Origin of the sequence: Streptomyces sp. NPDC090083 (assembly GCF_044747445.1) — a bacterium.
Taxonomy (GTDB): Bacteria; Actinomycetota; Actinomycetes; order Streptomycetales; family Streptomycetaceae; genus Streptomyces.
Map to the genome: position 1 here is coordinate 65595 of NZ_JBIVED010000002.1, position 25689 is coordinate 91283.

At 72.0% G+C, this 25689-nt stretch carries 25 protein-coding genes; 20 read left to right on the plus strand and 5 right to left on the minus strand.

Going from position 1 to position 25689, the window contains the following annotated elements; genetic code table 11:
• The first annotated feature begins 92 nt into the window (after positions 1-92).
• The 7 genes from ACIPTO_RS06070 to ACIPTO_RS06100 all read left to right on the plus strand — a co-directional run bounded on the left by ACIPTO_RS06070 (position 93) and on the right by ACIPTO_RS06100 (position 7857).
• Positions 93-881 (plus strand): hypothetical protein, encoded by a 789-nt coding sequence (locus tag ACIPTO_RS06070; RefSeq protein WP_401189786.1) that lies wholly within the window; start codon positions 93-95, stop codon positions 879-881.
• The gene (locus ACIPTO_RS06075; RefSeq protein WP_401189788.1) at positions 878-1696 is read left to right on the plus strand and encodes a hypothetical protein; all 819 of its coding nucleotides are present in this window, start codon (positions 878-880) and stop codon (positions 1694-1696) included. Before ACIPTO_RS06070 ends, ACIPTO_RS06075 begins: the two co-directional genes overlap by 4 nt.
• Positions 1693-2601 carry a hypothetical protein gene (locus tag ACIPTO_RS06080; RefSeq protein ID WP_401189790.1) on the plus strand — a complete coding sequence of 303 codons (909 nt, stop codon included), beginning with the start codon at positions 1693-1695 and terminating at the stop codon, positions 2599-2601. The genes ACIPTO_RS06075 and ACIPTO_RS06080 overlap by 4 nt, the downstream gene beginning before the upstream one ends.
• Before the next feature lie 226 nt (positions 2602-2827).
• Entirely contained in the window at positions 2828-3403 is a 576-nt protein-coding gene (locus ACIPTO_RS06085; protein WP_401189792.1) for an FABP family protein, read from the plus strand.
• A gap of 16 nt (positions 3404-3419) precedes the next feature.
• Positions 3420-3869: a transcriptional repressor gene (locus ACIPTO_RS06090; protein ID WP_366323825.1), complete on the plus strand. Its 450-nt coding sequence runs from the start codon at positions 3420-3422 to the stop codon at positions 3867-3869.
• A 10-nt stretch (positions 3870-3879) separates the two neighbouring features.
• Complete coding sequence (locus ACIPTO_RS06095; RefSeq protein WP_366323827.1) at positions 3880-4845, plus strand: folate-binding protein; 966 nt, start codon at positions 3880-3882, stop codon at positions 4843-4845.
• A 135-nt stretch (positions 4846-4980) separates the two neighbouring features.
• The gene (locus ACIPTO_RS06100; RefSeq protein WP_401189794.1) at positions 4981-7857 is read left to right on the plus strand and encodes a BTAD domain-containing putative transcriptional regulator; all 2877 of its coding nucleotides are present in this window, start codon (positions 4981-4983) and stop codon (positions 7855-7857) included.
• A 25-nt stretch (positions 7858-7882) separates the two neighbouring features.
• Here the strand turns inward: ACIPTO_RS06100 and ACIPTO_RS06105 are convergent, their stop codons facing one another.
• The 3 genes from ACIPTO_RS06105 to ACIPTO_RS06115 all read right to left on the minus strand — a co-directional run bounded on the left by ACIPTO_RS06105 (position 7883) and on the right by ACIPTO_RS06115 (position 10383).
• Entirely contained in the window at positions 7883-8473 is a 591-nt protein-coding gene (locus tag ACIPTO_RS06105) for a sigma-70 family RNA polymerase sigma factor (RefSeq protein ID WP_401189795.1), read from the minus strand.
• Positions 8474-8649: 176 nt separating this feature from the next.
• Positions 8650-9513 (minus strand): hypothetical protein, encoded by an 864-nt coding sequence (locus ACIPTO_RS06110; RefSeq protein WP_401189797.1) that lies wholly within the window; start codon positions 9511-9513, stop codon positions 8650-8652.
• 51 nt (positions 9514-9564) lie between these two features.
• Positions 9565-10383 (minus strand): lytic transglycosylase domain-containing protein, encoded by an 819-nt coding sequence (locus tag ACIPTO_RS06115; RefSeq protein WP_366323835.1) that lies wholly within the window; start codon positions 10381-10383, stop codon positions 9565-9567.
• Positions 10384-10560: 177 nt separating this feature from the next.
• On the opposite strand from ACIPTO_RS06115, the gene ACIPTO_RS06120 reads away from it, so the two are divergent.
• The 8 genes from ACIPTO_RS06120 to ACIPTO_RS06155 all read left to right on the plus strand — a co-directional run bounded on the left by ACIPTO_RS06120 (position 10561) and on the right by ACIPTO_RS06155 (position 19503).
• On the plus strand, positions 10561-11559 hold the full coding sequence (locus tag ACIPTO_RS06120) for a hypothetical protein (RefSeq protein WP_401189798.1): 999 nt from the start codon (positions 10561-10563) through the stop codon (positions 11557-11559).
• Entirely contained in the window at positions 11556-11840 is a 285-nt protein-coding gene (locus ACIPTO_RS06125) for a hypothetical protein (RefSeq protein ID WP_401189799.1), read from the plus strand. Before ACIPTO_RS06120 ends, ACIPTO_RS06125 begins: the two co-directional genes overlap by 4 nt.
• A gap of 80 nt (positions 11841-11920) precedes the next feature.
• Entirely contained in the window at positions 11921-12208 is a 288-nt protein-coding gene (locus ACIPTO_RS06130) for a hypothetical protein (protein ID WP_366323841.1), read from the plus strand.
• A gap of 13 nt (positions 12209-12221) precedes the next feature.
• The gene (locus tag ACIPTO_RS06135) at positions 12222-12977 is read left to right on the plus strand and encodes a hypothetical protein (protein ID WP_366323843.1); all 756 of its coding nucleotides are present in this window, start codon (positions 12222-12224) and stop codon (positions 12975-12977) included.
• Position 12978: 1 nt separating this feature from the next.
• Positions 12979-14223 carry a hypothetical protein gene (locus tag ACIPTO_RS06140; RefSeq protein WP_366323844.1) on the plus strand — a complete coding sequence of 415 codons (1245 nt, stop codon included), beginning with the start codon at positions 12979-12981 and terminating at the stop codon, positions 14221-14223.
• A gap of 173 nt (positions 14224-14396) precedes the next feature.
• On the plus strand, positions 14397-15890 hold the full coding sequence (locus ACIPTO_RS06145; RefSeq protein ID WP_366323846.1) for an SCO6880 family protein: 1494 nt from the start codon (positions 14397-14399) through the stop codon (positions 15888-15890).
• Positions 15887-17716, plus strand: coding sequence for an ATP/GTP-binding protein (locus tag ACIPTO_RS06150; RefSeq protein WP_401189800.1), 1830 nt, complete (start codon positions 15887-15889; stop codon positions 17714-17716). The genes ACIPTO_RS06145 and ACIPTO_RS06150 overlap by 4 nt, the downstream gene beginning before the upstream one ends.
• Positions 17713-19503, plus strand: coding sequence for a TraM recognition domain-containing protein (locus ACIPTO_RS06155; protein ID WP_366323850.1), 1791 nt, complete (start codon positions 17713-17715; stop codon positions 19501-19503). Before ACIPTO_RS06150 ends, ACIPTO_RS06155 begins: the two co-directional genes overlap by 4 nt.
• Here the strand turns inward: ACIPTO_RS06155 and ACIPTO_RS06160 are convergent.
• Positions 19424-20656 (minus strand): DUF418 domain-containing protein, encoded by a 1233-nt coding sequence (locus tag ACIPTO_RS06160; protein WP_401189802.1) that lies wholly within the window; start codon positions 20654-20656, stop codon positions 19424-19426. The two genes, ACIPTO_RS06155 and ACIPTO_RS06160, sit on opposite strands and share 80 nt — an antisense overlap.
• Entirely contained in the window at positions 20632-21024 is a 393-nt protein-coding gene (locus ACIPTO_RS06165) for a DUF3592 domain-containing protein (RefSeq protein WP_366323854.1), read from the minus strand. The genes ACIPTO_RS06160 and ACIPTO_RS06165 overlap by 25 nt, the downstream gene beginning before the upstream one ends.
• A 179-nt stretch (positions 21025-21203) precedes the next feature.
• Here ACIPTO_RS06165 and ACIPTO_RS06170 point away from each other — a divergent pair, with 179 nt between their 5' ends.
• The 5 genes from ACIPTO_RS06170 to ACIPTO_RS06190 all read left to right on the plus strand — a co-directional run bounded on the left by ACIPTO_RS06170 (position 21204) and on the right by ACIPTO_RS06190 (position 25669).
• On the plus strand, positions 21204-22238 hold the full coding sequence (locus ACIPTO_RS06170; RefSeq protein ID WP_366323856.1) for an NlpC/P60 family protein: 1035 nt from the start codon (positions 21204-21206) through the stop codon (positions 22236-22238).
• Between the two features lie 114 nt (positions 22239-22352).
• Positions 22353-22784, plus strand: coding sequence for a DUF4913 domain-containing protein (locus tag ACIPTO_RS06175; RefSeq protein ID WP_366324064.1), 432 nt, complete (start codon positions 22353-22355; stop codon positions 22782-22784).
• A 392-nt stretch (positions 22785-23176) separates the two neighbouring features.
• Positions 23177-23905 carry a hypothetical protein gene (locus tag ACIPTO_RS06180; RefSeq protein ID WP_366323858.1) on the plus strand — a complete coding sequence of 243 codons (729 nt, stop codon included), beginning with the start codon at positions 23177-23179 and terminating at the stop codon, positions 23903-23905.
• Positions 23906-24062: 157 nt separating this feature from the next.
• Complete coding sequence (locus ACIPTO_RS06185) at positions 24063-24299, plus strand: hypothetical protein (protein ID WP_366323860.1); 237 nt, start codon at positions 24063-24065, stop codon at positions 24297-24299.
• 77 nt (positions 24300-24376) lie between these two features.
• Complete coding sequence (locus tag ACIPTO_RS06190) at positions 24377-25669, plus strand: hypothetical protein (RefSeq protein ID WP_401189804.1); 1293 nt, start codon at positions 24377-24379, stop codon at positions 25667-25669.
• Positions 25670-25689 lie beyond the last annotated feature (20 nt).

Here is a 25689-nt window from a genome sequence, read left to right on the forward strand (position 1 = left end):
TACAACTCCTTGCAGTAGCCACGGGTCTTCTGTGCGCGCATATGGAATGCGCACGTCACGTTCTGTGGGGGGACGTCTTGGAAGTACCCGAAGTGCCCGAGGTACCTGAAGCAGCCGAAGTACCTCAAGCAGTCGAAGTACCTGAAGTACCTGAGGAAACGACGGAACACAGGCCGCGCCGCCGCGGTCGCACCACCCTCCTGATCGCCGTCGCCGCCGCGCTCGGTGTCGTCGCCGGTGCCTGCACGGGGTTCCTCGTCCAGGCGAACCGCGCACCCGACGCGCTGCCCTCGCTCTCGCAGGCCACGCTCGCCCAGGCGAAGGGGCCGGCTCCGGAGCCGTTGTCCGCCGCCCAGGACCGCGAAATCAAGGTGGACGGCGACCTGCGCAAGCTGCTGCTGAAGCGGCCGAGCGGGGCGCGGGACGCGGACTACACCGTCGGGCAGGACGGATGGCTGGACCTGGCCGGGTACGCGGAGACGTACGACAAGCCGGCCTACGCCTTCGATGACCTCGTCGCCGACGAGTTCCGCCGCGAGGCCGTCGTGAACTGGCGGGAGGGCAGCTCGCTCTTCGTCGAGATCCGGCTCGTGCAGTTCCGCCAGCAGGACCAGCTCGTCGCCGCCGACGACACGAACAGCGCCTACCACTACGCCGAGGGCAAGCCCCACACCGACAGCTGGCCCATCCCGGGTACCGGTGACGGGATGGCGTACGTCCACCACTCGCCTGATCGCAAGGCCGGTTACACGGACGTCTACAACGCCGACGCGCACGCCTGGCGCGGTGACATCGAGATGGAGATCTGGGTCTCCTCCGGGAGCCCCGTCTCCCAGAAGAAGATCATGGATCTGGCCAAGCGGCAGATGGAGCGACTGTGACCACCGAGAACCCCGAACCGGTCGGTGGCTCCGAGGAGTTGCCCCCTGATGTCGTCAAGAAGCCGGTGCGCAAGGGCCGTATCGCGGCGATCGCCGGGGTCGTGCTGCTGAGCCTCGCCGTGGTCGGCGCGGTCGGGTACACCGTCGTGACCGTGAACGGCGCGAACCGGGACGCGGGCGACGCCGTATGGACGTTCCCGAAGGCGTCCTCGGAGAAGGCGGAGGGCGCGGCCACGCCGTCCGGGCTCGCCGCGGCGCTCGTGCCGTACAGCCCGGACGACGGCTGGAGCCAGGGGCCGGACATCGCGGAGTACGGCCATGACACCGCCTTCAGCGGGAAGCAGGCGACGGCGCTGCGCAAGGAGGCGCTGAAGGACCTGCCGCTCAAGCAGCGCAAGCCGCTGGAGAAGGCGATCGACAAGCAGCACACCAAGGGCCTGGCGATGCGCAGTTACGCCAGCTCCGACCAGCAGGCGACCGGCTACACGGACAAGGCGTCCACGGTGGACATCGTGCTGGCCCAGATCGAGGACACGGCGGCGGTACGGAGCGAGTCCCGCTTCCAGAACGAGTTCCTCGACGCCCTCGGTGTCTTCCGGCCCGGCCCGACGGTCAAGGGCTACAAGAACGCCAGGTGCTTCCTCTCCCCGAAGGACCCCGAGGAGAAACTCGACGCGATCTACTGCTCCGCCTACCAGGGCGAGGTCCTGGTCTCCCTCACGGCGGAATCCGCCAGGCCGATGCAGACCTCCGCCATCGCCCGCCTGCTCAAAGAACAGCTCGACCGCATCAAGGACCCGGGGGAGGCGGTATGACCGACCAGCAGCAGGAGAAGGCCGTGGAGACGCTCCCCGCATCCCTGGAGCCGGAGCCGGAGCCGGAGCCGGAGCAGGCGCAGCAGCAGGAGCCCGCGCTTGAGCAGGAGCCTCTGCCCGTCGTCGCCAAGGACGCCAAGAAGGACCGGCGGATCCTTCGCGCGGTGCTCCGGTGGACCGCCGCCGTGGTCGTCTTCGCGGTGGCCGGTGCCGGGACGGCGTACGGGATCACCGACATGAAGCGGACCGACGTGCCCGGGCTCGCGACGGCGTCGGACGGGCGGTGGGACTACCCCACCCTCACCAAGCCGCCGTTGCCGAAGGGCAGCCCGGGACCGTTGGCCGAGTCGAACCGGTCGGGGTCCCACTTCGCGGATCTGCGCGCGCTGGTGCTGCCGGCGCCGAAGGGGGCCACCGGGGACAAGGCGCTCGACGGCGCTGACGGCTGGCTGGCCACGAAGGTGTTCCTCGCCGAGTTCTCGTCCGGCGACAACCGGAGCGAGGTCGCGCAGAAGCTGAAGGACGACGGCGTCCGGCACATCGCGGCGCGCGGCTGGACCACCCCGGACGGCACGCACACCCGGATCTACCTGCTCCAGTTCGACACGGCGACGGCCGCCGACGGCCTGGTCTCGGGGGACATGGCCGGGTTCGCGTCGCCCACCCACCCGGTGATCGGCGCCGACAGCTATGAACCGGACGACGCCTTCCCGGACGCGGCCAAGGTCACGAACGTCTCGTCGGTCCCGTACGTCGAGGTGAAGCCGTACGGCGCCGAACAGGTCCGGCTGGCGTTCGTCACGGCCGGTGACACCGTCGCGATGATCGTGCAGTCGAGGAAGGGCGAGGCGCAGGCCGTGCCGTTCCAGCAGACGGTGACCCTGCAGAGCCAGCTGCTGAGCTAGCGGCACCTCGCAGAGAAGGCCGGGCCCCTGCCGCGTAAGCTGGGGCCCGGCCTTACGTACGTGTACACGCATCGCACCACGCTCATCCGAGGAGCACCCGTGTTGGAGATCTTCTTCGAAACCCTGCTGGTCCTGGTCTGCGTCGGCGTTCTCGCCTTCGCCGGACTGAGCGTGAAGAAGCTGTACCAGGGCCAGCGCTGACCCCCACCGAGGAACTGCTGACGTCATGATCGAGATCCCGTCCGACCTCCACAAGGACCTGGTCCCCCTCGTCTTCCTGCTCGGCGAGTGGGCCGGCGCGGGTGTCCACGACTTCCCCGGCTCCGAGAAGTGCAACTTCGGCCAGGAGGTCTCCTTCACGCACGACGGCCGCGACTTCCTGGAGTACCACTCGCACACCTGGGTCCTGGACGGCGAGGGCAACAAGGTCCGCCCCCTGGAGAGCGAGTCCGGCTTCTGGCGCATCGACGCCGACCGCAAGGTCGAGGTCACGATGACCAGGGACGACGGTGTCGTCGAGATCTGGTACGGCGACCTCGCCAAGCAGAAGCCCCAGATCGACCTGGTCACGGACGCCGTCGCCCGCACGGCCGCCTCCGGCCCGTACACCGGCGGCAAGCGGCTCTACGGCTACGTCAAGAGCGACCTCATGTGGGTCGGCGAGAAGCAGACCCCCGAGGTCGAGCTCCGCCCCTACATGTCCGCCCACCTGAAGAAGGTCGTCACTCCGGAGGACGTCGAGCGCTGGGCGAAGGCCCTCCCGGACGACATGCCGGACGACGGGATCGCTTTCTTCAAGTAGTCCTAGACTCTGAGGTGTGGTGAGCACCGACTGGAAGAGCGACCTCAGGCAGCGCGGCTACCGGCTGACGCCGCAGCGGCAACTCGTGCTCGAAGCCGTGGACACACTGGAGCACGCGACCCCCGACGACATCCTCATCGAGGTGAGGAAGACGGCGTCGGGGGTCAACATCTCGACCGTGTACAGAACCCTGGAGCTGCTGGAGGAACTCCAGCTGGTCAGTCACGCGCACCTGGGGCACGGGGCGCCGACGTACCACCTCGCGGACCGGCACCATCACATCCACCTCGTCTGCCGTGACTGCACGAACGTCATCGAGGCCGATGTCGAGGTCGCCGCCGAGTTCCGGGAGAAGCTGCGGGACACGTTCGGCTTCGAGACCGACATGAAGCACTTCGCGATCTTCGGCAGGTGCCGTGACTGCTCGCTGAAGACGGCCACGAAGACTTCGCCCGCCGAGTCGTAGGCTTACCCGTATGAAGAGCCCCCTGCTGTCCCTGCCCGGCGCCGTCCCCGCCGAAGGAGTGGACGAAGGCGTCGCCGCCCACTACGGCGACCTGTTCCGTGAGCAGCGCACCCTCGCCGACGGCACCGGTTTCGTGGACCTCTCGCACCGCGGGGTCGTCGCGGTCACCGGGGACGACCGGCTGAGCTGGCTGCACCTCCTGCTCACCCAGCACGTCAGCGACCTTCCCACCGGTGTCGCCACCGAGGCGCTGATCCTCTCGGCGCACGGTCACATCGAGCACGCGCTGTACCTCGTCGACGACGGCACCACGGTCTGGATGCACACCGAGCCGGACACCCAGGAGGCGCTGATCGCCTACCTGGAGTCGATGAAGTTCTTCTACCGCGTCGAAGTCACCGACCGCACCAGCGAGTTCGCGGTCGTGTACGTGCCGGCCGGGTCCATCGCCGAGGTCCCGGACGGGGTCGTCGTCCGCGAGACGCCGTACGGCCGCGATCTCTTCCTCCCGCGCGAGGACCTGGAGTCGTACGCCGAGAAGTCGGGTCCCGCCGCCGGAATCCTGGCCTACGAGGCGTTGCGCGTCGAGCACCACCGTCCCCGCCTCGGCTTCGAGACCGACCACCGCACGATCCCGCACGAGCTGGGCTGGATCGGCACGGCGGTGCACCTCCAGAAGGGCTGCTACCGCGGCCAGGAGACGGTCGCCCGCGTCCAGAACCTGGGCAAGCCGCCGCGCCGCCTGGTCTTCCTCCACCTCGACGGCAGCGAGGTCCATCTCCCGGGCCACGGCACGGAGTTGAGGCTCGCGGCGGAGGGCGCGGAGGGCCGGAAGATCGGCTTCGTCACCACCTCCGTACGCCACCACGAACTGGGTCCGATCGCGCTGGCCCTGGTGAAGCGGAACGTGCCGCCGGACGCGCCGCTGCTGGCCGACACGACGGCCGCGGCGCAGGAAGTCGTCGTAGAACCCTAGGACTTCAGGGATTCGACTGCCCCGTCCGGTGACCTCTTCGGCAGATTGCCGGGGTGTGTCATCTCTGCAAAACGTCGGGCCGGAATCGCCTGTTCGGTCAGACGTTCGCCTTCGCAGCGGCTACTGTGCTGGGCCGTGGAGGAAAGTGGAGTACAGGCCCTCCGGTTCTCCCTGTTCGGCTCACCGCGTGCCTGGCAGGGGCCCGTCGAAGTGGCACTCGGACCCCCTCAGCAGCGTGCGGTGCTCGCCATGCTGCTGCTGAGCCGTGGGCGGGCGATCGGTGTGGCCGATCTCGTGGACGGGGTCTGGGGTGCGGCCCCGCCCCGGGGCGCCGTCGCGATGGTGCGCACCTACGTCGCACGGCTCCGCAAGCTGTTCGAGCCCGAGCGGCCGCCAGGACTGCCGTCCGGGCTGCTGGTCTCCATCGGCGACGGGTACGCCCTGCGGACCGACCGGATCTCCAGCGACCTCGCCGAGTTCGAGGAAGCGGTGCTGGAGGCCGAGCGCCGCCGGGCGGAGGGGGACAGCGCCGGCGCGGTCCGGTCGCTGCGTGCCGTGCCGGCCGCCGGGGACGGCGCCGCACTCGTCGGCGTGCCCGGCCCCTACGCCGAGTCCGCACGCACCGGCCTGGCCGAACGGTGGCTGAACGCCCTGGAGTTGAGGCTCTCCATCGAACTGGAGCTGGGATGCCACGAGGCGGCGGTGCCGGAACTGCTGGCGCTGCGTGCCGCGCATCCGCTGCGTGAGGCCGTGAGCGCGCTGCTGCTGACCGCCCTGTACCGGTCCGGGCGGCGGGCCGAGGCCCTGGAGGCCTACGCCCACACGTGCCAGGTGCTGGCCGACGAACTCGGCATCGAACCGGGCCCGTCCTTACGTGCCGCGCACGCGCGGATCCTGGGCGGTGACGTGCCGGCCGCCGCGTCTCCCGCGGAGCCGGACGCACCCTCGCCCGGCCACCGGGCCGGTGCGACGGGACCCGCCCAACTGCCCGCCGACCTGCCGCTGTTCACCGGCCGGCGCGCCGAACTCGGCTGCCTGTCGGCCCTGTTGCCCGAGGGCGACGGCCCGCCCGGGACCGCGGTCATCGGCGTCGTCGACGGCATGGCGGGGACCGGCAAGACCGCCCTCGCCGTGCACTGGGCCCACCGGATCGCCCACCGGTTCCCCGACGGCAGCCTCTACGTCAACCTGCGCGGCTACGACCCGCACGGCTCCCCGATGCCACCGGACTCCGTCACCGAGATGTTCCTCGTGGCGCTCGGCGTGGCCCCGCAGGCCGTCCCCGAGGGACTCGACGCGCAGGCCGCCCTCTACCGCAGCATCCTCGCCGACCGGCGCGTGCTGATCGTGCTGGACAACGCCCGCGACGCCGGGCAGGTACGGCCGCTGCTGCCCGGCACCCCCGGCAGCCTCGTCCTGGTCACCAGCCGCAGCCGCCTCGGAGGTCTCGTCGCCCAGCAGGGCGCCCGCCCGGTCACACCAGGCCTGTTGAGCGCGGAGGAGTCGTACGAACTGCTGTCCCGGAGGCTGGGCCGCGCCCGGGTCGACGCCGAACCGGAGGCCGTCGCCGCGATCACCGAGTCCTGCGCCCGGCTGCCGCTGGCCCTCGCCATCGTGGCGTCCCGCGCGGCCCACCATCCCGGCTTCCGGCTCGCCGACGTCGCCCAGGAACTCCGCTACGACCACGGCAGCCTCGACGCGTTCGCCGGCGACGACCCCGGCACCGACGCCCGTGCCGTGTTCTCCTGGTCGTACCAGGCGCTCTCGCCCGAGGCGGCCGGACTCTTCCGCGCGCTCGCGCTGCACCCGGGCCCCGACATCACCACGGCCGCGGCCGTCGCACTGGCCGGCGCGCCACCCCGCGGAGTCCGTGCCCTGCTCACCGAGCTGACCCGAGCGAGCCTGCTCATCGAACGCGCTCCGGGCCGCTTCGTCTTCCACGACCTGCTGCGCGCCTTCTCCGGCGAACTCGCCGACACCGAGGACAGCGAGAGCGTCCGCGGCGCGGCACTGCTGCGCATGTACGACCACGTCCTGCGCACCGCCCACCACGCCTCCTCGGTCCTCGATCCGTCCCGCGGGCCCATCGCCCTGCCCCCCGGCACAACGGGCAGCGAACCCCTCCGGTTCAACGACCGCGCACAGGCGACGGCCTGGCTGCGGACCGAGCGGTACGTCCTGAGCGCGATGGTCGAACACGCCGCCGCCCGCGGCTACGACGAACACGCCTGGCGCACCGCCGCTGTCCTGGACGTCTACTTCAACCGGCTCGGCTTCTGGCACGACCTGGTGAAGATCAACGGCGTGGCCCTGGAAGCGGCGCGGCGGCTCGACGACCCCACCGGCCAGGCGTACTCCCTCAGCGGCCTGGGGGTGGCGCACTCACAGCTCGACCACGCGGAGCCGGCGGCGGACTGCCTCGAACGCGCGCTGGACCTGTTCCGCGGTACCGGCGACCCGTTCGGCCAGGCCCGGGTCCATCGCGGCCTCGCCTACCTGTGCAACCGGACGGACCGGCGCACGACCGCGCTCGACCACTACGCGCAGGCCCGCGCCCTGTTCCGGGACGAGAGCGACCGCAACGGCGAAGCGGGAGTGCTCAACCAGGTCGCCTGGACGTACATCCTGCTCGGCGACCACGCGCAGGCCCTCGACTGCTGCCGGGAGGCGCTGGTCCTCTACGACGAACTGGGCGACCTCTACGGAATGGCCTCGACCCAGGACACGACCGGCTACGCCCTTCACCACCTCGGCCGGTACGAGGACGCCATCGATCGCTTCCAGCGGTCGGCGCGCCTGTTCGGCGTGATCGGGGACCACTATCTCGAAGCCGACGTCCTGCAACACCTCGGCGCGGCCCACCGGGCCACCGGTGACCGGGACGCGGCCCGCGCCGCGCTGCGGTCGGCCCGCGCGCTGCTGGCGGAACTGGGCCACCCGGACGTCGCGGAGGTGGACGCGGGCCTGCGCGACCTGGACGCCGACGGGCCGGAGACGCCGCCGGACCCGTGATGCCGTTCCGGCCCCCGGCCGGCGGTCAGCACGCCACGCCCGGCTCCGCGTCCGTCTCCCGCGCCTCGTCCACCACGACCCCGTGCTCCCGCAGCGCGAGGCGGAGGCTGCGCAGCGCGTAGTACACCCGGGACTTCACGGTCCCCCGCGGAATCCCCAGGTCCTCCGCGGCCTGCTGGGTCGTGCGGTCCGCGAAGAACGTCGCCCGGAGCACCTCACGGTGCGCGGGCGTGAGCGACCGCAGGGCCTCGTGCAGCACCATGGACGACAGCATCCGGTCTATGTCGTCCACCTCGCAGTACATGTCGGCCAGCCAGTTGGTGCCGCTGACCTCCAACGGCCGCGCCGTGCGCGTCCGGTGCGCGTCGATGACGAGATTGCGGGCGACCCGGAACATCCAGGGGCGGACGGCCATTCCCTCGGTGTCGGTCAGGTTCCCGTTGTTCCAGCACCGCAGCAGCGTCTCCTGGAGGACGTCCTCCGCGCGGTGCGCGTCCCAGTCCAGCATGCGCAGCACGTACGAGTAGAGGGCCGGTCCGTGTTCCAGATACAGGTCGCGCAGCGCCTGTTCCTCGGGCGAGACCGCGCTCGCCGATGCGATGGCCGTCACGTTCATGGCAGTACTCCAGCTTCTCGGAGAGCCCGCCCGGGCCGTGTGCGGGCCGGGCGGGGCTCGTGGGGAAGGGAGTGTTCCGAGGGACGGTCCACGTCTGTTTGACGCCTGGTGTACGAGGCGATTGACGAGCCGGTCAGCCGGAGTGCGCCGGAGTGCGCCGGGCGCGTGCGAAAGGGTCAGACGTACGCCGCCTCCAGTGCCCGCACATATCGGTGGACCTCTTCGGCGAGTTCGGCGTGGCCGGGCGGCAGTGGACCCCGGCGGCTCAACATGTCCCACATGTGCAGCAGTTCGTGACCGTGGGCGACGGCGGTCCGGGAGTCGTCGAGCTGCTGCCAGGCGGCTGCCGCCCGCGCCACGTCCATCGACGCCCGCTCGTCCCCGGTGCCGCACCGGATGCGGGCCACGGCCAGCGCGAGTACGACGGCCTCGCGATGGTCGCCGCGCAGGTACGCGAGGTACGCCTCCATGGCCCGCGCCTCCACCGCGTGCGGATGCTCGGCGCCCACCGATCCGGTCAGGCTCTCGCGCAGCGCGGTCGCCCGCGCGAAGGCCTCGTCGAGCCGCCCGGCGATCCCCAACTCGTTGATGACACCGACCTGTTCGGAGAGCCCGACCGGGGGCAGGCCGACGTCGGCGAGCGGGTCCTGCGGGGTGACACGGGTGGCGGCGGTGGCGCGGGCGCGGGCGACGGCGGTGGCGAGGGCGGAGGCCGGGGGAGCGGTGGCGGGGGGAGCGGTGGCTGGGTGAGCGGTGGCTGTGGCCGGCCCGGGTTCCGGGCGGGGTTCGGGTTCCGGTGCCTCCTCGGGGTCGGGCGCGACGACCTGGCTGGAGCCGTCCGGGAGCACCCGCAGCACGAAGTGGGTCGCGCCGGGACCGTCGCCGACCGTGGCGTCCACGGCCGCGCCGGACTCCTCGGCGTACCGGTGCAACTGGTCGAGCACGGCATCGTGCACGGACTGACCGGGGGCGGGGAGGAGCGGGTCGCCGTTGATCTCGGCGAGACCTTCGTCGGACACGTACACCGTGAAGCGGTCCATGGCTGTTTCCTCGTGCGGCGGGTCTGGTGGATGGAGGGGGATGGAGGGGGGTCAGTCGGTGGGGGTGGGCGTGACGCCGGGGGTGGCGCCCGAGGGCGGCGCGGCGATGCCCTGGTACTTGGCGAACTGGGCGCGGATGGCGAGGACGTAGCTCAGGGCGTCGTTCGACTGCGGGACGCCCTTGGCGGCCTTCACGGCGTCCATCCCCATCGCGTAGCCGGCCAGCGCGAGGTCCAGGACGCTGTTGGTGGTGTTGCCGTTCTTGTCGGTGGACTTCACGACCGTGCCGTTGTCGAGCAGCGTCTGTCCCTGGCCCGCCAGATCGCACATGTAGCGGGCCAGGGCCATGATCGAGTCCTTGTTGTCCGTCGCCTGCGTCTTGCCGTTGTCGTCGTCGTCCTTGCCGTACTTGCTGAAGATGTCCGGCTTCAGCTGTGCGATGCCCGTCTCGCCGTGCGCGCCGACCAGCGTCGAGTTGAAGCCGGACGCCTTCTCCAGCTGGGAGGCGATGACGATCGGGCCGATCGCGTCGCACTGCTCACCGGCCTTCTTGATGGTGTCCGCCAGGTCCGCCGGAACGGTGTCGGTGTCCAGCTCGCCCTTCCCGTCGCCCTGGAGGACGGCCAGCATCTGGTTGGCCGTGTCGTTGTCGCTGCCGTAGTTGTCCGCGCTGCCGCCGCCTCCTCCGAAGAGCAGGATCAGCGCGATGAGCGGGGCCAGCAGGACTCCGAGCCCGCCGAAGATGATGATCAGCGGTACGGCGCCCGCCACGGCGAGCGGGATCATCACGCAGCCGCCCACACCGGCGCCGGCCATGCCGTACATGACGGCCTTCGAGCCCCCGCCCTCCTCGCCCTCTGCGGCACCCATCCGCGTCCTCCGCCTTCTTCCGCTCGTCTTGAACCGCTGTGCCCACATGGCCCGTTGTGCTGTCCGCCGGACCCGGTAGAGCGCAACGGGCCCCGGGACGAAAAAGTTCAAAACAGCGGAAACCGGATGAGCCAGAGCAGCGGAAGCAGCAGCCAAGAGGGGGGCGGGAAAAACATCATGGGCGTTCCTTCGGCACCACAGCCGGGCCCGCAGTCATGGGTCCGGGGACCCAAGCCCACGCACCCGGCGACGGACGACACCCCCGCCGCGCCCCCCGCCGGGCAGCCGGCGCACTCCCCCCAGCAGGGTTTCGGCGGCGGCCTGCCGTCGGCACCCGTACGGGAGGCGGCACCGGCGGCGCAGCAGACCCGGTCCGCCGTGCAGTCGCCCCCGGCCGGACCCGAGGCCCCCGCGGGGCAGTCGGTGTATCCCGCGCCGCAGGGTTTCGGCGGCGGGCTGCCGTCCGCGCCCGTGCGGGAGGCGGCACCGGCGGCGCAGGCGCAGGCCGCCGTGCAGCCCGCGCCGCGGCCACTTGCTCCGGCCGCCCCCCGCCCTGCGGCGCCCACCGCTCCCCGCCCCGCGTCGCCCGCCGCACGGCGGACCGCGGCCCCGGGGCAGACCATCACCCCCCGGCAGGCCGCCCGCCCGTCCAACTCGCCGGCGCGCAAGACCACTTCGGGCCGGCCGGTGGCGCAGGACCGGGGACCGACGAAGCGGGGCGGCGCCGCCCGGGGCCGGTCGCGGGAGGACGTCGGGTGGGTCAAGGCGCACGGCGGGTCCGGCGCGACCTCGCTGGCCGATGCCCTCGGCGGCGTGGACGTGGGCGCCCGCTGGCCGGAGCCCGCACGGGGTGAGCCGTACCGGATCGTCCTGGTCGGGCGGACCAGCGCGAGCGGACTGCGGTCCGTGTCCCAGGCGCTCGGACAGCTCAAGGACGGCAAGGCCCCGCAGGGGCTGGAACTGCTGGCGGTGGTGCTCGTCGCCGACGCCCCCGGACGGCTGCCCCTCGGCCTGCTGCGCCGCGTCCGGATCCTGCGCTCCGTCGCCCGGGTGCACCGCGTGCCGTGGATCCCGGCATGGCGCACGGACAGCCCGCTGAAGTACATCCCCAGGCAACTCGTCACGCTCTCCCGGCTGGTGGGCAGCGACGTCTACGGCGAGGGAGCCATGAAGTGAGCCAACTCCTCACCGCCGCCGGGTACCTGGCCGACGGCTACGACCCGGGCGACGACGGCCACCTGGTCATCAACACCCTCTCCTGGTGCGCCTCGGCCTGCGGCGTCGCCGGACTGATCATCGTCGGCATCCAGATGGCGCTCCAGTTGCGCCGCGGCGACCCGGGCGAGGGCGGTGAGCACTTCCGCGGGGTCTTCTTCGTCGCCCTCGCCTGCGTGATCGCCACCACGGCCGGCCCGCTCGTCACCTTCCTCGGCGACCTGACCCTTCAAGGCCCCTGAGGCCAACAGGCCTTTCCGTACTGCCAGTTCACCCTCTCGCCCCACGCTCAGGCCGGGCACCGACTCCTCGGAGAATCCTCATGTCCACGATGCTCTACGAAGCCTCCAACATCCTCGCCGCCACCGTCCCGCAGCCGACCAGCGACGCTCCCGGCGAACTGACCAGCAAGGTCAACCTCGTCCTCGGCATCCTCGCCTGGGCCGGCACCGCGGCCGGCGTCTGCGGCGTCCTGGTCACCGGCGCGATGATGGCCATCTCCGTCAAGCGGGGTGAGAGCTCGGAGCACATGAGCCGCCTCGGCATGGTGCTCGGCGGCTGTGTGCTGGTGGCCACGGCCGGCCCGCTCGTCCAGTTCGTCTTCAACTAGAGGGCGAGGGACAGTGGGCATCTTCAAACGCGGAGAACAGCGGTCCGAGGAGTCCGGGCCGTACTGGAAGCAGCGCAGTTGGCAGGCCTCGGCGGTATTCCTCGCGCTGGTCGTCGTCCTGGGCGTGATCGCCACGCTGACGTCCGGTGCGGGCTCCGCGGGCCGTGCGAAGGCGTCGGTGTCCAAAGGCCCGCTGTCCGGCACCGTCTCCAAGAAGGACGGCCGCCCCGGCGGCTGCCGTACCGACGACAGCGCGGGCGACGCGATACCGACGACCGTGCCCAAGGACATCACCTGGCACACGCTCGGCATCGGACGGGTGCCGGTCTCCGCCTCGGCGGGGCCGACGAGGTTCCAGGGCGCCGTGTGGTGGTGCTTCGCGCACACCCCCATGGGCTCCGTGCTGGCCGCCACCGTGATCCCGACCCAGATGAGCGGATCCGAGTGGCGCACCGTCACCGACCAGCAGGTGGTCGCCGGACAGGGCCGGCGGCTGTTCGAGTTCCAGCGCACCGCCGTGCCGGACACCGACAGTTCCGACAGCGCCCAGGTCACCTCCTCCTACGCCGGGTTCCAGGTGGCCTCGTACACGGGAGAGGCGGCGACGATCAGACTGTTGATCAAGAACGACCAGGGCTACGCCAAGACCAGCGTCTCCGTGCGCTGGAGCGGCGGCGACTGGAAGGTCCAGCCCGACGGAAGCGGGGGCCTGTACTCGCAGCTGGCCACCGAGCAGAGCGCCGTCGGCTACACCCTGTGGGGGGTCTGACATGGCGGCCTGCAGCAACGGCAATCCGCTCGCGGACGCGATCACCGGGTTCTTCAGCTTTCTCGGCGACCCGGTCGGGACCGTCATCGGGCTGATCGCGAAGACGATCCTCGCCGCCGCGATCGCGGTGTTCGCGGGACTGGCCGACAGTGTCCCCACCCTGGAGGACACGACCACCTCGCACGACCTCAGCGACAAGACATCGTGGATCGTGGTCTATCTGGCCGTCGGTTCCCTGCTGTTCGCGGCGGGGAAGATGGCGATCGAGCGCAGGGGCACCGCGGGCGTCACCGCCCTGAAGGGCATCATGCGCGTCGTCCTCGTCTCGGGCGCCGCCACCACCATCTGCCTGGCCGCCGCCAGGATCGCGGACAGCTACTCCACCTACCTGTTCAACGACTCCGTGCAGAGCGCGCTGGACAACATCGGCGCCTGCGGGGACAACAGCGACATCCAGTCCTTCCTGCTGCTGATCCTCGCCTTCCTGCTGCTGCTCGCGGGCATCCTGCACACGATCCTGATGTACATCCGGCTCGGCGTCATGATGATCATGCTCGGCACCCTTCCGATGGCCGCCGCGGCCTCGATGACGGACTGGGGCGCCGGCTGGTGGCGCAAGCACATCGGCTGGATGATCTCCTGGCTGCTCTACAAGCCCGCGGTCGCGCTCGTGCTGAACGCCGGCATGACGATGATCACCCAGGGCAAGACCAGCTCGAACGCCAACGTCAACACCCGTATCGCCGGTATCGGGGTGATGCTGCTCTCCGCCATCGCGCTTCCCGCGCTGCTGAAGCTCGTCGTCCCCGCCACCGCCGCCATGGGCACCGGCGACCCGATGGCTTCCATGGGCCAGGCGGGCAATCAGCTGGCGAGCGGTGCCGTACAGGTCGGCGCCATGAGCGGCGGGTCCGGCGGAGGCGGCGGCGGACAGAAGGGCCCGAGCGGGGCGAGCGGCACCGGGGGTGCCGGCGGCTCGTCCGGTTCGGCCGGGGCCGGGGGTTCGGCCGGGACCAACGGCTCGGACGGCGCCGGCGGCTCGTCGGGCGCGAACGGTTCGTCCGGCTCGGCCGGTCCGAGCGGCGCGGGCAAGGCCGCGGGCGGAGCGGGCAAGGAAGCCGGAGCCGCCCTGGGCGGTCCCGCCGGTATCGCGGTCCTCGCGGCCGTGGCCGCGGCCCAGACCGCCGGCTCGACCGTCTCCGGCGCCGTCGAGGGCGGCGACGGAGACCTCGGCAACAACAAGTGAGCACGGGGGAGCACACGACACCCGGGCCGTACGCCGCTGCCCGCCGCGGGTGTCGCCTCCCCTGACGAACGGCCGCCGGGCGCCCTTCCCCCAGGGCGCCCGGCGGTCTTCCCCACCGGCCTCGACCCACCTCACGCCGTACTCGCGTCACCGCACGAAAGGAAACCGGTCACATGTCCACGGAAGCCGTCTCCCATCCGACCTACGGGAACTGGCGCAGGCCGAGGCGCGCGGGGCTCGGGCCGCTCGGCCTCATCGGCACCTTCGTGATCTTCGGCGGCCTCGTCGCCACGCTGCTGGCGTCGCTGATCTCGCTGTACGCGGCGATCATCGTGTTCGTACCGGTCGTCCTCTTCCTCATCCCGCTGACCATCCGCACCCAGGACGGCCGCAACGTCTACCAGCTGTTCGCCCTGCGCGTCGGCTGGTGGCGCCGTAAGGCCGCGGGCGCGCACCTCTACGTCTCCGGCCCGCTGTCCGCACGCCCCGGCGGCCGGTTCCGCCCGCCGGGACTGCTCAACAAGGTCACCGCGACCGAGGGCCGCGACGCCTACGACCGCCCGTTCGGGATCCTGCACCACCCGCAGCGCGACCTGTACACGATCGTCCTGGGCTGCGACCCCGACGGCGGTTCGCTCATCGACCCGGACCAGGTCGACGTCTGGGTCGCGCTGTGGGGCGAGTGGCTGGCCCGGCTCTCCCACGAACCCGGCCTCAAGGGCGCCACCGTGATCGTCGAGACCGCCCCCGACCCCGGCACCCGGCTCGCCCACGAGGTGCTGCCCCGCATCCACCCCGACGCGCCGGCCGCCGCCCGCGCCGTGATGGAGGAGGTCGTCGACAACTACCCGAGCGCCTCCTCCGAGATGCACACCTACGTCACCCTCACCTACGGCAACCCGGCCGGCCAGCGCCGCAGGAAGGAGGACGTGATGACCGAACTGGCCATCCGCATCCCCGGCCTGCTCAGCGGACTCGTCGCGGCCGGCGGCGGTGCCGCCTACCCGCTGTCGGCGGAACGGATCGCCGAGGTCGTCCGGGTCGCCTACGACCCCGCCGTCGCCGCCGACGTCCTCAACGCCCGTGCCCAGCACGGCGGAACGGGCCTGGAGTGGGACGACGCCGGCCCCGCCGCCGCCGTGGAGACGGTGAACGCCTACCAGCACGACTCCGGGGTCTCCCGGACCTGGATGCTGACGCTGGCGCCCCGCGGCACCGTCCGCTCCTCGGTGCTGCGCGGCATGCTGGAGGCCGCCCCCGGCACCCGGCGCAAGCGGGTCGCCCTGGTCTACCGGGCCATCGACCCCGCCACCTCCGCCCGCATCGTCGAGGCGGACCGGCGCAGCGCCCAGTTCATGGCCACCTCCGGCAAGGGCATGGTCCAGGCGCGCGCGGCCTCCGAGGTGCGGGCGGCCGAGCAGACCGCCGCCGAGGAGGCGTCCGGCGCCGGGCTCGTGGAGTTCTCCCTGATGCTGACGGTCACCGTCGACACCCTGGAGGACCTCGCCGACGCCAGCGTCACCGTGCGGAACCTGACGGCGGCGTCCCGGGTGCTGATGCGCCCCGCCGACCGGATGCAGGCCGCCGCGTTCAGCTGCACCCTGCCCGCCGGGATCCTGCCGTGGGAGCAGACCCTCGTCCCGCACGAACTCCAGGAGGCGCTGTGAGCCGCCGTAGCGAAGAGAAGCTGGCCGAGCGGGCGGACCTGCTGGCCGAGGAGGAGTCGCTCCGGGACGTGGCCGCGGGCGGGTCGGGGCTGGTCGGCCTGGACGGGTCCGGCGTCCTGGGCGACGCGAGGAAGTCCGCGAAGACCAAGACCAAGACCAAGGGCAAGAACGCGACCGGGGCCGACGCCGGGCGCGGCGGCAAGGGCAAGGCACCGGCCAAGCCCCGGGAGCCGTACGTCCCGGCGCGCGGCTGGCCGGGGGCCGGCGGTGGCCGCGTCGGGTACATGGATCCGCCCACCATGTGGCGTGCCACCACTGTGCAGGCCTGCGGCATGTGGCCGTTCGCCGCCGGTTCGGGCTCGCCCATGATCGGAGTGCCCCTCGGCCAGCACCTGTTCACCGGCGCCACGGTCTGCGGCGACCCGCTGAACTGGTTCACCCGGGCCCGCTACATCTCCAACCCCTCCCTGTTCATGCTCGGCATGCCGGGCCTGGGCAAGTCGACCCTCATCAACCGGATGCTGATCGGGCTCGCCGCGACCGGGGTCGTCCCGCTGGTCCTCGGCGACCTCAAGCCCGACTACGCCGACACCGTCCGCGCGCTCGGCGGCCAGGTCATCTCCATCGGCCGCGGCCGGGGCGGCATCAACGTCCTGGACCCGGGCGCCATGGGGGAGGCCGCCGCGAAGATCGGCGGCGACGCCGGCGAGGTCCTCAAGGCGGAGGCCCACGGCCGCGTGCTGAACATGGTCGCCGCCCTCATCACCATCGTGCGCGGCCGGCCCATGGACGACCACGAGCAGTCCGTGCTCTCCGCCGTCCTGCACCATCTGCGCGAACGCGCCGTCCCCGGCCGCAGCGTGCTCCTGCCCGACGTGCTGCGGGTCCTCACCGAAGGCCCCGACCGGGTCCGCGCGGTCACCCTCGACCGGGGGTCCGACACCCGCTACCGGGACGCCGTCGACCCGCTGCACCGCTCCCTGCTCGGCATCCTCGACGGCCCGCTCGGCGACACCTTCGCCTCCGAGACCTCCACCCGGATCGACGCGAACGCGCCCGCCGTGTGCATCGACATCTCCGGCATCGGCGAGGCCGACACCCAGCTCACCGCCGCCGCGATGCTCGCCGCCTGGTCCGACGGCCTCGGCACGGTCGCCGCCTCGCACGCCCTCGCGGACGCCGGACTCGCGCCCCGCCGCTGGTTCTTCACCGTCCTCGACGAGCTGTGGCGCCCGCTGCGCGCCGCCTCGGGCATCGTCGACCGCATCGACGCCCTCACCCGGCTCAACCGCTCCCTCGGCCTCGGCGACGCCAAGATCACCCACACCCTCAAGGACGCCGAGGCCCTCGGCACCGACGCCGACCGGGCCAAGGCGCGCGGCTTCGTCGAGCGGGCCGGCATGGTCGTCTGCGCCGGACTGCCGAAGACCGAGATGGAGGACCTCGGCAAGGTCGTCGGGCTCTCCCGCCGCGAGATCGAGCTCGTGTCGTCCTGGTCCTCGCCGCCCGGCTGGGGGGTGCGGGGCGAGGACGAGGAGCCTCCCGGCCGGGGCCGCTTCCTCATCAAGGTCGGTGGCCGCCCCGGCATCCCGATCAAGGTCGCCATCACCGACGCCGAGCGCGACCTGCACAACACCAACACCCGCTGGACGACCAACGAGGCGGCCATCGAGCGGGCCGCCGCCCGCACCGCCCAGGAGGTCGCCCGGCTCGCGCAGGAAGGGCCGCTCCCGATGACCCTCCCGGGCGCCCCGGCCACCCTCGCCCTCCCCGGCGACCCGGGCTTCCCCGCCGTGGAGGCGTCGGCCGGGGGGTGGACGGCATGAGCGGACCCCGCAGCACCGACCTGAGCGACCAGTTGCAGTGGGCCATCGCCGCGGTCGCCGCCTTCGGCGTCGTCGCGTTCACCATGGTCTGGGCCGGCGGCACCCTCGGCGCCGGTCTCGCCGGCTACGGCTGGGACGCCCCGCCGTTCGCCCTGTCCACCGTCTCCGCGCTGGTCTCCCACGGACCGGCCGCGCTGTGGCCGGGCGCCCCGGCCGCCGTGCCCTACGCCGGCATGTTCGGGCTGCTGGCGCTCGTCGCGGTGCCCGCCGCCCTCGCCGTCAACTTCTTCATGGACCGGGGCAGGGCGCCCAAGGGCCTCGCCGGGAAGGGCGAACTCGCCGCCATGTGCCCCAAGGGCATCGAGGCCCGCGCCCGCGAACTGCGCCCCACCCTCAAGGGCCGCGAGCAGCTCCACCCCGACGAGACCGGCAACCTCCTCGGCGACCTCGACCCCAAGGGCCCCGAACTGCGCAGCAGTTACGAGGACGTCGAGCTGGACCTGATGGCGCCCCGGGCCGGCAAGTCCACCGGCATCGCCGTCCCCCGGGTGCTGCGCGCCCAGGGCGCGGTCCTGCTCACCTCCAACAAGTCCGACGTGTACGCCGTCACCCGCGCCCAGCGGGAGAAGGCGGGCACGGTGTGGACGTTCGACCCGCAGGGCATCGCCCACACCCCGCGCGCCATGTGGTGGAACATCCTCGGCGAGTGCCACACCATCGAGGGCGCCCGCCGGATGGCCGGTCACTTCGTGGCGTCCGTCAACGACGACACCGCGAAGAAGGACTTCTGGATCTCGGCCGCCCAGAACACCCTCACCGCGCTGTTCCTGGCCGCCGCCCGCGGCCGGGCCCCGCTGACCGAGCTGCTGGCCTGGCTCGCCGACCCCGCCGACCGCACCCCGATCGACCTGCTCCGCGAGGTCGGACTCGTCGCGATGGCCGAGCAGTTGCAGGGCACCGTGCGCGGCGCGGTGGAGACCCGGGACGGCATCTACGAGACCGCCCGCCAGACCGCGTCCTGCCTCCTCGACCCCGAGATCCTCGCGTGGGTCACCCCCGACCCGCACCTCCCGGAGTTCCGCCCCGACCGGCACGTGCTCGGCACCGACACCCTCTACCTGCTGTCCAAGGACGGCGGCGGCTCGGCCGCGGGCGTCATCGCGGGCCTCGCCGACGCGACCATGCGGGCCGGTGTCGTGGCCGCCGAACGCATGGGCGGCCGGCTCGACCCGCCGCTGACCGCGGTCCTCGACGAGGCGGCCAACGTGTGCCGCATCTCCGATCTCCCCGACCTGTACTCCCACTTCGGCTCGCGCGGCATCAACGTCGTGACCCTGCTGCAGAGTTACCGTCAGGGCGCCCGTGTGTGGGGCGAGGTCGGGATGGACGCGCTGTGGAGCGCGGCGACCGTCAAACTCCTCGGCGCGGGCCTGGACGACGCCGACTTCGTGCAGAAGATCTCCACCCTGGTCGGCCAGCACGACGTGAAGACCCCGAGCATCTCCCGCAGCAAGGACGGCACATCGCGCTCGTACTCCTACCGCCAGGAGTCCGTCCTGCCGCCCGACCGGATCCGCGCCCTGCCCAAGGGCACCGCCCTCCTCCTCGCGACCGGCGTCAAGCCGGCCCTGATCCGGCTGCGCCCCTGGTACAAGGAGCCGGGCGCCGCCGAGATCTCGGCGGCGGCGAAGGCGGAGACGGCGGCGATCACGGAACGCGCAGCGGCACGTCTGCTGCCGGGCCTGAGCCTGGAGAAGGAGGACGGCCCGGGCGTCGTCCGAGCGTGACGGTCCGCAGCACCAGCTCGGCGGGCCCGTACCGCACCCGCCCCATCAGCCATACGCCCAGGGCGAGTTGGCCGCCGTACAGCAGCAGGCATCCGGCCAGGACGGCGGCGGTGCCGACCCGGTCGTAGAGGCCGAGGCCGTAACCGGTGAAGACCAGCGCGAGGACCAGCGACTGCGACAGGTACTGCGTGAGGGCCATGCGCCCGGAGGCGGCCAGCACCCGTGCCGCCGCCGGGCGCACGCGGCCGAGCAGCAGGAGCAGCCCGCAGGCGTACGACGCCGTGAGCGCGGGCGCGGTCAGCAGCGACACCGCGTGTCCGACCAGGAACCAGCGGCTGTCCAGCGGCCCGTCCGCACAGCACGCGGTGACCACCCCACCGGCCAGACCGACCGGCAGCCACCGTACGACGACCCGCTTGAGCCAGGTCCGGTCCCGGCCGCGCCGCTCCACCAGGCCCGTCCTGGCCGCCGCGAGGCCGGCCAGGAACGCGGCCAGCATGTCGGGGGCGTAGAGCACGTTCGCGCCCATGGTCGCCGGCAGCTCGCCCAGCCGGGCCCCGACCACGGACAGGAAACCGCCCCGGTACGCCGTCACACTGGGCGCCACCTCGGCGGCGTACCGCGCCGGGGTGACCGGCTGGGTGAGGGCGACGGTCAGCAGCCCGTACCCCAGCAGCAGCACCGCGAGGCCCGCCACCAGGCAGACCGCGATCCGCAGCGCGGCCCGGGGACCGAGTCCGCGCAGCCCGTACAGGACCAGTCCCAGGACGGCGTACGTCATCAGGATGTCGCCGGAGTAGAGCAGCACCGCGTGCAGGGCCCCGAGGCCGAACAGCCCTGCCGTACGCCGGAGATGGCGCCCGGCGGACCCGCCGCCCGGCTGCCCGGAGCGTTCCTGGAGGACGAAGCTGTAGCCGAAGAGGAACGAGAACAGCTGGTAGAGGGTGGTGGTCGCGGTCACCGCCCAGGCGGCGGCCCGGTCGGCGCCGGAGGCATCCGGACCGCCACCGAGCGCGGTGTAAGGACCCGCCATCAGCTGGGCGTTGACGAGCAGGATGCCGAACAGGGCGAACCCGCGCAGTACGTCGACGTCCTGGACCCGCCCGGGACCGACCGCCTCGCGCCCGTTCACCGGGTCAGCAGGGTCGCGCACACGAACACCACGGTCGACGTCAGGAACCAGCCGAACGCCGGTGACAGCAGATGCCGAGGCGTCCAGAGCCGGGCCGCCGCGGGCCGGTCGCGCGGGTAGCACACGGGCACCGTCCCGCCGACCCTGGGCAGTCCGCGCAGCGCCCCGTACGCACCCGCGTCGACGACGACCGGCCGTCCCAGGTGGTCGGTGAACAGCACCAGCCCGGTCCGCCGCCGGTCGCCCGCGATCCGCGGGATCACCGTGCCCGTCACGAGCACCCCCCGCACCAGCAACCGCGCCACGGTCACCAACTGCCGTACGGCGAGGAGGAGAAACCCGAGCCCCACCCCCGTGCACAGGGCGAGCAGCAGCAACTTGGCGTCCATACGGTCCCCTTCACCGGCCGTCGTACCTCTTCGCGCACAACGTCCGCCGCGTGCCACGGGTTCACGCCCCGGCCCCACCACGGGTGCACACCGTCGCATCTTCACTGAACCGCCGTACGGGTGGCGCCCGTTGTGCCCACGCATCCTCACCGACGCGCAGGAAGGAAGCTTCGGCCCAGATGAGACGGCCCTCGCGCAGACACGGCCACCGGGCGGCGGCAGCCCTCGCCCTGGCCTGCGCCCTGACGGCGGCGAGCCAACAGGGCGCCCAGGCCGACCCCGGGACCCTCACCGAGGTACAGGCCAGGCTCCAGAGCCTCTACCACGACGCGGAAGTGGCGACGGACAAGTACAACGCCGCGGACGGAAAGGTGACCGCGCAGCAGCGGCGTGTCACCGCACTCCAGACCCGCATCCGCACGACCGAGACCAAGTTGACCCGGCTCACCTCGATGGCGGGTGCGGCGGCCGCGGCCCAGTACCGCGGCGGCGGAGTACCCGCCGAGCTCCAGTTCGCGTTGGCCGACGACCCCGGACGGGCCCTGGACAACGCGGGGCTGGCGCTCCGGGCCCAGCAGAACACCCAGAACCTGCTGGCCGAACTGAAGACGACGAAGTCGGACCTGGGCACCCGCACGGACGAGGCGGCGGCCGAACTGAAACGGCTGCGGGCGAGCCGCGGCGCGATGGCGAAGCAGCGCCGGACGATCGAGCAGCACATCGCCGAGGCCAAGGAGCTGGAGGCCTCGCTCGCCGCGCAGGAGCGGGCCCGCCTCGCCGACCTGGAGAAGAAGGAGTCCGACCAGGCCCAGGCGAAGTGGGAGAGCACGGGCATCCTCCAGAAGATCGGCACGGACGCGACACCCGCCGGCAAGAAGGCCATCGCCTTCGCCGTCCAGCAGATCGGCAAGCCCTACGTCTGGGGCGCCGAGGGCCCCGACTCCTACGACTGCTCCGGCCTCACCTCGCAGGCGTGGCTCGCGGCGGGCGTCACCATCCCCCGCACCTCGGAGATGCAGTGGGCCCAGCTGAAGCACGTCCCGATCGAGGACATGCGCCCCGGCGACCTCATCATCTACTTCTCCGACGCCAGCCATGTGGCGATCTACGTCGGCGGCGGCAACATCATCTCGGCGCCGAGGCCGGGGCGTTACGTGTACGAGTCGCCGGCGGCGTCGATGCAGATCCTGGGCGTGGTGCGGCCGGACGCGTGACGTCCTCCTCCAGAACCGAGAACCCCGCCGAACCACAGAAGGAGTGTCATGTCGACCATGCAGACGGAGAGGCCCGAGGGTCCGGGAACCGCAACGGACTCACCTCCCGGGGAGATGCCCGGCGCGGCCCCCAAGGAGAAGCCGCCCGCGCCACCGCAGTTCATCCTCTACCTAGAGGGCCAGGCCTACGCGAACTCGCTGCGCCAGCTGACCCTGTGGACGCACCATGTGCTGCTCCCGGTCTACGGCAGGGAGATCACGTCCACGGCCCCCTGGTGCGCCCGCTGGTGGGAGCACCCCGAGGCGGTCGCCCAACTCCACGCCCTGTGGCTCGCCTGGAGCGAACTGACCGGCCCCGGCTCCGCGGTGGTGGGCCCCGCCAGCTGGCACCGTGACTACCTGACGAGCACCATGGCCGCCCTGCGGGACCCTCAGGGCCCCTTCGCCGGATGCAAGCCCGGCATGCACCGCCCGAAGGAAACGCCCAAGGTCGACGCCATGGATCCGTTCGGCCCGCCCCCGCCGCCTCCCCCGGCCGCGCCCTGAAACAGCACGCCGTCCAGGGGCTCGCGAACTCCCCGGCCAGAAAGGCGATCTCGGGGCGATGCCGAGAGGGCGGACGAAAAGTGACCCGATGCGAAAGGAGGTGAACCGAGACACCCGGAGAAGCGTTGTGGCGGTCGAGCGGAGCACCAATCTGACAGGTCGCACCGGGTCTGACGCCCCCAAGGCGCCTTATGGAGCGATCACCACTCGGAAAGAAGGGCAGAATGCCACGTTCACGTTCACAGGAATCCGGCGGCAGTGCGGATTCCAACGCCAGCTCCTTTCACTCCGTCAGGATCACTGACAAGGGGAAAGGAAAGGCCCCTGACATAGCCTCGTCGAGCAAGTCGGTCCCGGACTCCGCACCCGCGGTCTTCCAGGGAGCCGTCGGCGTGTACGACCAGAACAGCAAGAGTTACTTCGCGGTCACCCCAGAAGCTGCCGAGGCGCAGCGGGTCGCCCGCTGGGACAAGCGGGCCATGCAGTGGGCCTGGGAGAACAAGAGCAAGCTGACGAAGGCTCTGGTCGAGATGGTGCCGACCCTGATCCAGGGCGCCGCCAACCTGATGCCGGAGGGCAAGGCGAAGACGATCACCAACGCGGTGGGAGTCGGCTCGCAGGGAGTCGCGGTCGTGAAGGAAGGCTACGACGCGTACAAGGCCAGTAAGGCCGGCGAGCCCATGGACCCGTGGGCGACCGTGGCAACCACGTCCCGGGTCGTCGCCCTGGGGAACAACCTCGCATCCAGCCTGCTCCCTTCGGGCGGGATCCCGGCCACGGTGACGAACAACGTGGGAACGTACACGAACGCCTTCGCGACCGGGATCGGTCTGGTGCACGACCCGCATGCCGACCGAGGCGGCCCGATGTACATGCACACCGACGCGAACCTCGGATACGGAATGGGCGACATCCGGCCCGGGTACCAGACGCCCGCAACCCAGTCGTCCCACTCGTCCCTGCCCACCGACTACCAGCAGCCGTACCCCGCCGGCAACTACACCTACCAGCCGACGCACGACCTGAGTCAGTACCAGCAGCACGGGAGTGACGCTACTGCCTCAAGCTCAACCGGGCACCAGGCGCACCAGACGCAGGCGCAGCCGCACGGCCGCGGCTGACCGACGCGTCCCACCGGCCCGGCCCACAACGGCCGCACCCTCGCAAGGGTGCGGCCGTCGAGCTGAACCCTCGGGCCGGTGCGGTCCGTTGTGCTCGCCGAGCCGGCGTCGGGACCCAGCCGACAGACCACCGCCGGACGGACCCGGAGGTACGAACATGTCCATCGCCCACACCTGGCGGTTCGCGCCGCGGGGTCTGCTGAAGCGGCGCCGCGGCACGGAGACGGGCGGACTCCGCGCCCGGCAGAACCCACCGCGACCGGCGGGCGGCGGCCTGCGGTTCCCCGGGACTCCGCTGCCCGCCGGTCTGCCGCCGCTGCCGAGGGGATTCGAGCCGGCGGCCCCGGCGGAGCGGCCCCGGCCGCTGCCCGACGCGGCGGCTTCCCGGCACTGACCTGAGAGAGGGGCACCGTGGCACAGAACAGCACGCCTTCCCCGAGTCGGGCGCGGCTGGTCAGGAGCCCGTCCGCGATGGCGAAGGACGTACTCCGCACCGAGTACGGCCTGCGCCGGGAGATCCGCGCGGACTTCGCGCGCGCGGCGGAACCGGATCTGCTGTCCGAGCTGTGGCAGTTGCTGCGCCGCGCGGCCAACCGGACGCTGCGGGCGGTGGGTCTGGGCGGAGGCGAGGAGGCCACGTCCCCCGGAGGCGAACCGGAGCCCGTGTACTCCGGCCGGGAACAGGGTCCGGGCCAGGAGCGGGAACAGGGCTCCGTGCAGGAGCCGGGGCGGGGCCACGTGCCCTCGGCCGAGGAGGGCCGGCAGGCCTGGGGGCCGGTGCCCGAGCGCCGGAGAGCGTTCATGTCGGAGAAGACCCAGTCGCTGCACGAACGGATGACGGGGCTCGAACAGGGGCTCCGGGGACTCCCGCCGGCCCGGCGCGCGGACGTCGAGGACGCGATCCTCAAGGAACTGCGGGGGCCAGGGAACAAGAAGCTGCTGGCGGCGCTCATCGCGGCGCCCGACAGCATGCCGGTCCTCGCGAGATCCTTCAACAACGCGACGGCACGGGAGTCCAGGCGCATGGCGCCCCCGGGCGCGGGCGACGTACGGCCTCCCGAACAGCGCGGGTCGAACACCCAGGTGCCGCGGCGGGAGGTGACGGCCGAAGAGGCGATGAACGCGGCCAGGGACAGCATCATGGCCGCCGACGCGGCACAGTTCGCGATGCTCCGCAGCCAGTGGGAGCGCCCGGCGCAGTCACGGGACCCGGAGGCCCCGAGGAGTTTTCAGGACCCGAGCGACGACACCCTTCTCGACGCGAACTCCCTCGACCTGCTGGAGAGACAGCGGCTCCGCGACCAGGAATCCTTCACTCCGGAGATGCATGAGGTGGCGCACTTCGACGGGGGCGAGTTCCTTCCCTACCGCACGGAGGGCCTGCGTCAGACGCGGACACCCACGCCCACCCCCGCCGATTCACCGTCGGCCGAGGAACTCAGGGCGGTCGACGCACCGCTGAGCCCGCAGGGCACCGCCGATCTCGCCGAGCGCACGGACTGGCCCCTGGCACCGGAGCCGATGCCGGTGTCGCCCCTGCTCAAGCACCCCGACCTCGCGGACGTCCACGAGTCCTCACTGCCGCCGGTGTCGCCCCTGCTGGACCAGATCGGTCTGGCGGTCGTCAACGACCCCGCGCTTGTCCGCGGTGCTCCGCCCGGTACCGGCACCACGGCCGACCCCTCACCTTCCCGCCTCGCGAGCCCCGCGCGGCAGCACGGCACCGTCAACGGCAGCGGTCAGACGAGGCTTCGCAGAGGGTAATTCGATCCCCCGCCCCCTGA

What these genes read in the sequence shown, in the direction of transcription:
- ACIPTO_RS06130 (WP_366323841.1), top strand. Translation starts at nt 11,921, where the DNA reads ATGTCCACGATGCTCTACGAAGCCTCCAACATCCTCGCCGCCACCGTC.
- ACIPTO_RS06155 (WP_366323850.1), top strand. Translation starts at nt 17,713, where the DNA reads ATGAGCGGACCCCGCAGCACCGACCTGAGCGACCAGTTGCAGTGGGCC.
- ACIPTO_RS06095 (WP_366323827.1), top strand. Translation starts at nt 3,880, where the DNA reads ATGAAGAGCCCCCTGCTGTCCCTGCCCGGCGCCGTCCCCGCCGAAGGA.
- ACIPTO_RS06115 (WP_366323835.1), bottom strand. Translation starts at nt 10,383, where the DNA reads ATGGGTGCCGCAGAGGGCGAGGAGGGCGGGGGCTCGAAGGCCGTCATG.
- ACIPTO_RS06145 (WP_366323846.1), top strand. Translation starts at nt 14,397, where the DNA reads ATGTCCACGGAAGCCGTCTCCCATCCGACCTACGGGAACTGGCGCAGG.
- ACIPTO_RS06110 (WP_401189797.1), bottom strand. Translation starts at nt 9,513, where the DNA reads ATGGACCGCTTCACGGTGTACGTGTCCGACGAAGGTCTCGCCGAGATC.
- ACIPTO_RS06105 (WP_401189795.1), bottom strand. Translation starts at nt 8,473, where the DNA reads ATGAACGTGACGGCCATCGCATCGGCGAGCGCGGTCTCGCCCGAGGAA.
- ACIPTO_RS06140 (WP_366323844.1), top strand. Translation starts at nt 12,979, where the DNA reads ATGGCGGCCTGCAGCAACGGCAATCCGCTCGCGGACGCGATCACCGGG.
- ACIPTO_RS06165 (WP_366323854.1), bottom strand. Translation starts at nt 21,024, where the DNA reads ATGGACGCCAAGTTGCTGCTGCTCGCCCTGTGCACGGGGGTGGGGCTC.
- ACIPTO_RS06190 (WP_401189804.1), top strand. Translation starts at nt 24,377, where the DNA reads ATGGCGAAGGACGTACTCCGCACCGAGTACGGCCTGCGCCGGGAGATC.
- ACIPTO_RS06080 (WP_401189790.1), top strand. Translation starts at nt 1,693, where the DNA reads ATGACCGACCAGCAGCAGGAGAAGGCCGTGGAGACGCTCCCCGCATCC.
- ACIPTO_RS06085 (WP_401189792.1), top strand. Translation starts at nt 2,828, where the DNA reads ATGATCGAGATCCCGTCCGACCTCCACAAGGACCTGGTCCCCCTCGTC.
- ACIPTO_RS06120 (WP_401189798.1), top strand. Translation starts at nt 10,561, where the DNA reads ATGGGCGTTCCTTCGGCACCACAGCCGGGCCCGCAGTCATGGGTCCGG.
- ACIPTO_RS06170 (WP_366323856.1), top strand. Translation starts at nt 21,204, where the DNA reads ATGAGACGGCCCTCGCGCAGACACGGCCACCGGGCGGCGGCAGCCCTC.
- ACIPTO_RS06185 (WP_366323860.1), top strand. Translation starts at nt 24,063, where the DNA reads ATGTCCATCGCCCACACCTGGCGGTTCGCGCCGCGGGGTCTGCTGAAG.
- ACIPTO_RS06175 (WP_366324064.1), top strand. Translation starts at nt 22,353, where the DNA reads ATGCCCGGCGCGGCCCCCAAGGAGAAGCCGCCCGCGCCACCGCAGTTC.